This is a genomic window from Streptomyces sp. SM10 (assembly GCF_002910915.1).
Lineage (GTDB): Bacteria > Actinomycetota > Actinomycetes > Streptomycetales > Streptomycetaceae > Streptomyces.
Genome location: NZ_NEUF01000039.1, coordinates 81,977 through 91,217, shown reverse-complemented (window position 1 = coordinate 91,217; position 9,241 = coordinate 81,977). Strand labels below are relative to the sequence as shown.

At 72.5% G+C, this 9,241-nt stretch carries 6 protein-coding genes and 1 pseudogene; 3 read left to right on the top strand and 4 right to left on the bottom strand.

Annotation, left to right across the window (positions count from 1 at the left end; genetic code table 11):
• Together B9S57_RS04135 and B9S57_RS04130 are read right to left on the bottom strand one after the other, a co-directional pair.
• A partial coding sequence (locus B9S57_RS04135) for a protein kinase (protein ID WP_258036207.1) occupies positions 1-933 on the bottom strand: 933 nt, incomplete at its 3' end.
• Between the two features lie 213 nt (positions 934-1,146).
• Entirely contained in the window at positions 1,147-3,171 is a 2,025-nt protein-coding gene (locus B9S57_RS04130) for a serine/threonine-protein kinase (RefSeq protein ID WP_103514151.1), read from the bottom strand.
• Between the two features lie 118 nt (positions 3,172-3,289).
• Here B9S57_RS04130 and B9S57_RS04125 point away from each other — a divergent pair.
• Positions 3,290-3,974, top strand: a pseudogene (locus B9S57_RS04125) (serine hydrolase); the annotation flags it as partial.
• Between the two features lie 70 nt (positions 3,975-4,044).
• Here B9S57_RS04125 and B9S57_RS04120 read toward each other — a convergent pair.
• Positions 4,045-5,751 (bottom strand): glycerol-3-phosphate dehydrogenase/oxidase, encoded by a 1,707-nt coding sequence (locus B9S57_RS04120; RefSeq protein WP_103514150.1) that lies wholly within the window; start codon positions 5,749-5,751, stop codon positions 4,045-4,047.
• A gap of 253 nt (positions 5,752-6,004) precedes the next feature.
• On the opposite strand from B9S57_RS04120, the gene B9S57_RS04115 reads away from it, so the two are divergent.
• Positions 6,005-7,267, top strand: a complete 1,263-nt coding sequence (locus B9S57_RS04115) for a nucleotide sugar dehydrogenase (RefSeq protein WP_103514149.1) — start codon at positions 6,005-6,007, stop codon at positions 7,265-7,267.
• A gap of 114 nt (positions 7,268-7,381) precedes the next feature.
• Positions 7,382-7,993: a hypothetical protein gene (locus B9S57_RS04110; RefSeq protein ID WP_103514148.1), complete on the top strand. Its 612-nt coding sequence runs from the start codon at positions 7,382-7,384 to the stop codon at positions 7,991-7,993.
• Between the two features lie 80 nt (positions 7,994-8,073).
• Here the strand turns inward: B9S57_RS04110 and B9S57_RS04105 are convergent, their stop codons facing one another.
• Positions 8,074-9,198 carry a GuaB3 family IMP dehydrogenase-related protein gene (locus B9S57_RS04105; RefSeq protein WP_103514147.1) on the bottom strand — a complete coding sequence of 375 codons (1,125 nt, stop codon included), beginning with the start codon at positions 9,196-9,198 and terminating at the stop codon, positions 8,074-8,076.
• Positions 9,199-9,241 lie beyond the last annotated feature (43 nt).

Sequence of the window (9,241 nt, the reverse complement as noted above, 5' to 3'; positions counted from 1 at the left end):
CGCCGTGGGCAGGAAGGGCGGTGCCACCTCGATCTCGGCACGGGAACCGGCGGCCGGCCCGCCGTCGGCGGGCGTCCTGGGGGCGGGCAGGGCCTCCGGGGGCGCGTCGGAGGCCGGCAGGGCGGCGGGACCCTGCTCGTACGGCACCGGGGGCGCGTACGGAGCGGGCTCGACCGCCGGGAGCTCGTACGGGGCGGACTCGTCCGCCGGGAGCGCGTACGGAGCGGGCTCGACCGCCGGGAGCTCGTACGGGGCGGTGGGGCCCGTCTCGTCCGCCGGGGGCTCGTACGGGCCGGTGGGGCCCGTCTCGACCGCCGGAGGCCCGTAGGCGTCCCCCTCGTCCGGCTGGGGTGCCGGAACGTATCCGCAGAGCGCTTCCTCGGCCGCGCCCGCCGCCAGTCCGGTCAGCACCACACGGCCGTCGTCGCAGACCAGCACCGTGCGGACCGTGATGTTGCGGTGGGTCCAGCCGTGCGCGTGCAGCACCCGCAGCGCCGTGAGCACGTCGGAACCGATCTCGGCGGCCCGGTAGGGGTTGAGGGGCCGCTCCGCGAGGAGGGCGGCGAGCGGCCGGGCGGCCACGCGTTCGCTCACGATCCAGAGCGATCCCGCCTCGGCGAACACGTCGAAGACCTGGTCCAGGCGCGGATGGTCGGGCACCTGCGCGGCCGCCTGCGCGGCCTCGATCGCCCGCCGGACCGCGGGGTCCGTGGACCGCCGCACCGTACGGCCGGTGGCACGTCTCGCCGAGGGGACGCCGTCGCCGTCGAGCACCTCCGCGTCCACGACCTCCGGCAGCGGCACCTGCCGCACCAGGACCTCTTGGCCGCTGTACGTGTCGAACGCCCGTGTCTCGGCGAGTTCGTACGCATCGGACGGAGGCAGGGGAAGGCGGTAGCGGTCGGCAAGCACCCGACCCGCGTAGTCGTCCACGACGCCTCCCCAGAGCGCGCTGTTCCCCCGGTCACGGAGACCGCATGAATCCATCAATTGCGGTCACTTGCCGTGCAATTGACCCACGATTCCGGCTGCGTACGGTCCTCGGCGTCTCACAATACGTGGCAGGACGCGACCGCGCGGCCGGGTCGCCTCAACCCGGCCGCTGCGTCGTGCACCCGTGGCAGGTCAGCCCGTCGCCCCGCCGGATCAATCGGTGGGCTCGAACGTGGCGAACGCCGTCTCGCGCAGCGTGCGGCAGGCGTCGCCGTCCCACTCGTCCGCCTTGCAGCTGATCATGATCGAGTAACCGTGGGTGGCGTCGACCTTGAAGCCGCGGTTGAGGACCCTGACCCGCATGCCCTGCTGGTTGCGCGTGAACTCCCAGTCGGCGACGGTCGGGTAGTTGTTGTACTCGACCTTCTTTATGCCGATGTGCTTGTACCCGCTGCTGCTTCCGGCGACCGCTCCCATCAGACCGCGCCATGCGGCGGCGGCGTCGTCCCCGGGCGAGGCGTTGTAGTCGATCTGGACGCGCGGGAAGCCGCCGCCGTCGTTGTAGATGCCGCCGGAATTGCTTCCCGCTATGCCGTTGCGCTTGAAGCTCTCGGGCATCGCCATCGAGAAGTGGAACCGCTCGTCGGTGACCTTCTTGTACCCGGCAGGCAGCGCGTCCGGGTCGGGGGAAGGCTCCTCGGGCTCCGTCGAGGGTGACGTGTCGCCCGACGCCTCACCCTTGTCCTCCCCCTGTCCGTCCTTGCCGCCGTCCTTCTCCGCGTCGCCCTCGTCCTTGCCCGAGCCGCCTCCGGTGGCCTGCTCCGCGTCACCGCCGGTGGTGGCGCCGGCCGACGAGGCGGGGCCGCCCTTGGAGCCGCCGCCTTCGTTGCCCGAACCGTCGTCGCCGAGTGTGAGCGCCAGGACCGTGCCGAGGACGGCGAGCACGACGACCCCGGCGATGACCGCCAGCGTGCGGCGCGGCACGACGTCGGTGATCGAGGCGCGGGTCGCACCAGGACGCCCGGCCGGCCCGGAGGCCGACGCGGTGGCCACCGGGGCGGCGGCCGAGGTCTTGGCGTTGCGTACCGACCGCAGTGCGCCGCGCAGCCGTTCCTTCGTGCCCTCCGCGATCCCCGCCACGCCTGCCTGGGACGTCGCCGAGGAGGAGTCGGGACCGGAGGCGGAACCGGGGGCCCCGCCCTCGGGGGCCGGGCTTTCGGTGGCCTGCCTCCCGGCGTCCGCGGGGGCAGCGGCCGCGGCTGCCGCGCCGGCGGCCTTCCGGCCACCGCCCCTGACGCTCCGGCCGCCCCTGTCGCTGCCGGCGTCACCGATCGTGGGCAGCGCCATGACCTGCGTGCGCTCGGCCGGAGGGACGGCGGGTTCCTCCGGAGCGTTGATCACGGCGTCGAGCAGGACGCGCGCACCGGCGTCGTCCAGCCGCTGGTCGGGATCCCGCGCCAGCAGGCCGTAGATGACCTCTTCCAGCGGGCCCGCGTGGGCCGGGGGCTCGACCGGCTCGGTCATCACCGCCGTCAGCGTGGCGATGGCCGAACCCTTGTCGTACGGCGGGCGTCCCTCGACGCTGGCGTAGAGCAGCCCGCCGAGCGACCACAGGTCGGCGGGCGGCCCCGGCTTGTGGCCGCGCGCCCGCTCGGGCGAGATGTAGGAAGGAGCACCGACGAGCATGCCCGTCGAGGTGACGGAGGGGTCGCCCTCGACCTGGGCGATCCCGAAGTCGGTCAGGACCACCCGGCCGTCCTCCGAGATCAGCACGTTGGACGGCTTTACGTCGCGGTGCAGAATGCCCTCGCGGTGCGCCGAGCGCAGCACGTCGAGGATGGCGAGGCCTACCTCCGCCGCGCGCCTCGGAGCCAGCGTCCCGTCCTCACGGATCACCTCGGCCAGGGACTTGCCCTCGATCAGCTCCATGACGATCCACGGCCGGTCGTCCTCCTCGACCACGTCGTAGACGGTCACCGCGCTGGTGTTGCGGATCCTCGCGATCGCCTTCGCCTCACGCAGGGTTCGCGTGATGAGGCGCCGCTTCTCCTCCTCGTCGATGGACGACGGGAAGCGCAGTTCCTTGACCGCGACCGTGCGTCCCAACGTCTCGTCGGCAGCACGCCAGACCGTGCCCATGCCGCCCCGGCCGAGCACCTCCCCGAGGCGGTACCGCCCCGCGAGGAGACGTCCGTCCTTGCCCCCTTGGGGCTCCCGCGACTGCTCCGCCTCCGACATGCGTCCCCTCTGCGATCAACCCGCCCTGGCAGAGCGTTCATTGTCCCTCACCCCGGGACCGGTCATGGTCCCGGGTCGGGGTCGGTCTCGATGTGACCGGAGGAAGGGACCCCCTGACATGCCGATATCCAGGGCGCTGCCCGCCGCCCCGCTGGTGCTGCTCGCCCCGGAAACCGCGAGCCTGCCCAGCGAACCACACCCCACGCCCGCATCGTCCTACCTCCCCCGGCTCGTCGTCGAGGGCCGTGCACCCGCGGCGGCCCTTCCGGCACACCGCGCCGTCCCCGGCGGCGAGGAGAGATACGCCTCCGCGGGCCACGGTATCGGGGCCGACGACCACTTCCGGGCGGGCAGCATCACCAAGACGTTCGTGGCGACGGCCGTCCTCCAACTCGTCCGGGAGGGCGGGCTCCGGCTGGAGGACGACGTCGACACCTACCTGCCGGGGCTCGTGCGCGGCCACCGTTCCGCGGTTCGCGGGCGCGGCAGGGGAACCGGTCTTCACGCCGGCCGATCTCGACGGCTTCTACGCGGCGTTGCTGGGCGGGCGCCTGCTGCCGCCCGCCCAGCTCCCGACGCTGCTCGACACCGGTGCCTCCGCCGGTTCGTACGCCATGGGGATCCATCCACAGGAACTCTCCCGCGGCACCACCGTCCGGGGCCACAACGGTCACATCACCGGCAGTTACGTCCGCACCGCCGCGACCCGGGACGGCCGACACGTCCTCACCTTCCGGGTCACCACCGACACACCGCCCGGCGCGGGCCTCGAAACGGAGCTGCTGGAGGCGGAGTTCTGCCCTCCTGTCCGTTCCGAGGCCCGGAAGGACCGGCTCCATGACCCCGGGAGGGACGTGAGGGAGCCTGGAGGGCTCAGAGCGGCACGATGTCCGGCGCCCCCAGCCGCGCCGCGTCCGCGGTCAGGTCGTCGGGCTGGCGCTGGGACTCCCGCTCCGCCTCCACGCGCTTGCGGTAGTGCTCCACCTCCCTTTCGACCTGGTCCGTGTCCCAGCCGAGGACCGGCGCCATCAGGTCCGCGCACTCGCGCGCGCACCGGGTGCCCCGGTCGAAGGTCTCGATGGAGATCCGGGTGCGCCGCGTCAGGACGTCGTCGAGGTGCCGGGCGCCCTCGTGCGAGGCGGCGTAGACGACTTCGGCCCGGAGGTAGTCCTCGGCGCCGGCCAGCGGCTCGCCCAGCGACGCGTCGGCCGCCACGAGGTCCAGGAGCTCCTCCGCCATCGAGCCGTAGCGGTTGAGCAGGTGCTCCACCCGGACGACGTGCAGCCCGGTGCGTCCGGCGATCCTGGCGCGGGCGTTCCACAGGGCGCGGTAGCCCTCGGCGCCCAACAGCGGGACTTCCTCCGTGACGCACTCCGCCACCCGCTGGTCCAGCGCGTGGACCGCCTCGTCGACGGCGTCCTTCGCCATCACCCGGTACGTCGTGTACTTGCCGCCCGCCACCACGACGAGCCCGGGAGCCGGGTGGGCCACCGTGTGCTCGCGCGAGAGCTTGCTCGTGGCGTCCGACTCGCCGGCCAGCAACGGCCTCAGCCCGGCGTAGACACCCTCGACGTCGTCCCTGCCGAGCGGGGTGTTCAGGACCGAGTTGACGTGTTCGAGCAGATAGTCGATGTCGGCGCTGGAGGCCGCCGGATGCGCCTTGTCCAGATCCCAGTCGGTGTCGGTCGTGCCGATGATCCAGTGCCGCCCCCACGGGATCACGAAGAGCACCGACTTCTCGGTCCGCAGGATGAGCCCGGTCGAGGAGTGGATGCGGTCCTTCGGCACGACGAGGTGGATCCCCTTCGACGCCCGGACGTGGAACTGCCCACGCTCGCCGATCAGGGCCTGGGTGTCGTCCGTCCACACCCCGGTCGCGTTGACCACCTGCTTGGCCCTGACCTCGTACTCCCCGCCGTCCTCGACGTCCTGCACGCGCGCGCCGACGACGCGCTCGCCCTCCCGCAGGAATCCGGTGACCCGCGCCCGGTTCGCCACCTGTGCGCCGTACCCCGCGGCCGTGCGCACCAGGGTCGCCACGTAGCGCGCGTCGTCCATCTGGGCGTCGTAGTACTGCAGGGCGCCGACGAGGGCGTCCTTCTTCAGGGCGGGGGCGACCCGCAGGGCGTGGCGGCGGGAGAGGTGCCGGTGCACGGGCAGCCCGCGGCCGTGGCCGGAGGAGACGGACATCGCGTCGTAGAGCGCGACGCCCGAGCCGGCGTACAGCCGCTCCCAGCCCTTGTGCTGCAACGGGTAGAGGAAGGGGACGGGCTTCACCAGGTGCGGCGCGAGCCGCTCCAGCAGCAGCCCGCGCTCCTTGAGCGCCTCCCGTACGAGGGCGAAGTCCAGCATCTCCAGATAGCGCAGCCCGCCGTGGACCAGCTTGCTGGACCGGCTGGAGGTCCCGGACGCCCAGTCGCGCGCCTCGACCAGTCCGGTCGAGAGTCCTCTGGTGACCGCGTCCAGCGCGGTCCCGGCGCCGACCACGCCCGCCCCCACGACCAGCACGTCCAGTTCGCGCTCGGCCATCGCGGTCAGCGCCTCGGCGCGCTCCGCGGGTCCCAGTGTCGCTGTCCTCACTGCTGCCTCCCGGTAGTCCCGGTGCATCGGGGTGGTACGGCACGGGAGCGGGGACCGGCCGGAAGGCCGGGCGCCCGTGCCCACCACTCGATTCTGTCCGCGGTCACCGACTTCAGCCACCGCCTGTGGACAACACCCGCCTCACACGAGCCACAGAATGCGACATATAGGTCATATTTACGCCTAGTCTGACATTGCGCTGTCCACAGCGGTTGCGCGTTCTGCCTCTTGGCCTTAGGGAAGGACGGCCCACATGCCCGCAGACCTCGCCGTCATCGGACTCGGTCACCTCGGCCTGCCCCTCGCCCAAGCAGCCGTCGGCGTGGGAATCCACACCGTCGGCTACGACACCGACCCACGCCCCTTCGCCGAACTCTCCGCGGGCCGTACTCCGGTCGAGGGATCCCTCAGCGCCTCGGACGTCCGCAGGATGGTCTCGGGCGGCTTCCGGCCCACCGCCGACCCGGCGGAGCTGGGCCGGGTCCGCACCGCCGCGATCTGCGCCCCCACCCCCCTCGGCCCGGACCGCACCCTCGACCTCCGCGCCGTGACCGACGCGGCCCGGGCGCTCGCGGCCCGACTGCGGCCGCACACCACCGTTCTCGTGGAATCCGCCGTGCCTCCCGGCACCACCGAGAACATCGTGCGCCCCCTGCTGGAGGAGGGCTCCGGGCTCCGCGCCGGACGCGACTTCCACCTCGCGCACTCCCCCGGCCGGCTGGACCCCGGGAACCGCACCCACGTCTTCGCCAACACACCGAAGGTCATCGGGGGCCTCACCCCCGCCTGCACCGAGTCGGCCGCCGCCTTCTACGGGCGGCTCACCGACAAGGTCGTCCGGGCCCGCGGAACGCGCGAGGCGGAGATGACGAAGGTCCTGGAGACCAACTTCCGGCACGTCAACATCGCCCTGGTCAACGAGATGGCGGTGCTCTGCCACGACCTCGGTGTCGACCTCTGGGACGTCATCAGGTGTGCCGAGACCAAGCCGTTCGGCTTCGAGGCGTTCCGCCCCGGCCCCGGCGTCGGCGGCCACGGCGCCCCGGTGGATCCCGGGTACTTCCCGTACAACAGCCGCACGCCCGGCCACCCGTTGCGCATGGTCTCGCTGGCCAAGGAGATCAACGACCGGATGCCGAGCTATGTGATCCAGCGCTGCGCGACCCTGCTGAACGAGCACGGGAAGTCCGTCCGCGGCGCCCGGGTCCTGCTGCTCGGCGTCACCTACAAGCCGGACCTCGCCGACCAGGAGGCCTCGCCCGCCCGCGAGATCGCGTCCCGGCTGATGGACATGGGTGCGCAGATCGGCTACCACGACCCGCTCGTCCTGGACTGGCGGGTGCGCGACCAGCCCGTGCCGCGCGCCGATTCGCTCTACGAGGCCGCCGCCGGGGCCGATCTGACGGTGCTGCTCCAGCATCACCGCACGTACGACCTCCAGGGGCTCGCGGTGAAGGCCCAGCTCCTCCTGGACACCCGGGGAGCCACTCCGGCAGGGGCCGCCCATCGCCTCTGACCTGCACCGGGGCGGGGCCGCAGGGATTCCGGTGGGCGGTGTCGGCACGGGCTGCTAGCCTGCGGCGTCACTTCTCGCACATTCGTGCGCACCGCTTCCCAGGGGGGAACCCGTATGAGCCAGCCCGTGCAGCCGCCGAACCCACCGCAGCAGCCCTACGGCGGCGGTCAGCCGACCGACGGCAACCCCTACGCGGCGCAGCAGCCCCCGGCCGGCGCCCCCTACGCGCCGCACCCGGGCGCGCAGACGGGCGGCAACCCGTTCGCGGGCCAGCAGCCCGGCCAGTTCGGTGGCGGTGCCCCGTTCTCGCCCGCCCCGCCGGCGCGCGACACCATGGGCCTCGGCCTGCTCGCCGCCGTCGTCGCCACCCTTGTCGCTGCCGGCGTCTACGGCGGGATCATCGGCGCCACCGAGCACCAGATCGGTTACGCGGCGGTCGGTGTCGGCTTCCTCGTCGGTTTCGCAGCAGGCAAGGTCGGTGGCCGCAACCCCGTGCTGCCGGTCATCGGTGCGGTTCTCGCCCTGATCGGCGTCTACGGGGGTCAGCTGCTCGGCGAGGCGATCATCGCCACCAAGGTCGCCCCGGTCACGGTCTCCGAGGTGTTCTTCGAGCACTTCAGCGTGCTGAACGAGGCCTGGAAGGCCGACACCAACGTGATCAGCATCCTCTTCTTCGCGATCGCCGCGGCAGCCGCCTTCTCGGCCGCCAAGAAGGCCGCCGGCTAAGGCCGTCGGCTCAGCAGCAGGACGTCGCACAAGGGGGCCCGGACCGCAGGCGCGGTCGGGCCCCCTTGTGCGACGTCGGATCAGCGGCGGTGCTGCGAGTCCGCCACCGTCACCTCGACGCGCTGGAACTCCTTGAGGTCGCTGTAGCCCGTGGTGGCCATCGCGCGGCGCAGCGCGCCGAAGATGTTCATCGAGCCGTCGGGGCTGTGCGAGGGTCCGGTCAGGACCTCCTCGGTCGTCCCGACGGAGCCGAGGTCGACCAGCTTGCCGCGCGGCACGTCCTCGTGGACGGCCTCCATGCCCCAGTGCCGGCCACGGCCGGGCGCGTCCGTCGCGCGGGCGAGCGGCGAGCCCATCATCACGGCGTCCGCGCCGCAGGCGATGGCCTTGGGCAGGTCGCCGGACCAGCCGACGCCCCCGTCGGCGATGACGTGCACGTACCGGCCGCCGGACTCGTCCATGTAGTCGCGGCGTGCACCGGCCACGTCGGCGACGGCGGTCGCCATCGGGACCTGGATGCCGAAGACGTTGCGCGTGGTGTGCGCGGCGCCACCGCCGAAGCCGACGAGGACACCCGCCGCGCCGGTGCGCATCAGGTGCAGGGCCGCGGTGTACGTGGCGCAGCCGCCGACGATGACCGGGACGTCCAGCTCGTAGATGAACTGCTTCAGGTTGAGCGGCTCGGCCGCGCCGGAGACGTGCTCGGCGGAGACCGTCGTACCGCGGATGACGAAGATGTCCACGCCCGCGTCGACGACGGCCTTGGAGAACTGCGCGGTGCGCTGCGGCGACAGCGCGGCGGCGGTGACGACACCGGAGTCGCGCACCTCCTTGATGCGCTGCCCGATCAGCTCCTCCTGGATGGGGGCGGAGTAGATCTCCTGGAGCCGCGGGGTGGCGTCCTCGAGGGGCATCTCGGCGATCTCGTCGAGGAGCGCCTGCGGGTCGGCGTGCCGCGTCCACAGCCCCTCGAGGTTGAGGACGCCGAGGCCGCCCAGCTCACCGATGCGGATGGCGGTCTGCGGAGAGACCACCGAGTCCATCGGCGCGGCCAGGAAGGGCAGCTCGAAGCGGTAGGCATCGATCTGCCAGGCGATCGAGACCTCCTTCGGGTCACGGGTACGCCGGCTCGGTACGACAGCGATGTCGTCGAACGCGTATGCCCTGCGGCCGCGCTTGCCGCGCCCGATCTCGATCTCAGTCACGATGGTGTGGCCTTTCCCTCTACGTCTGCGCTGACCAGTATCC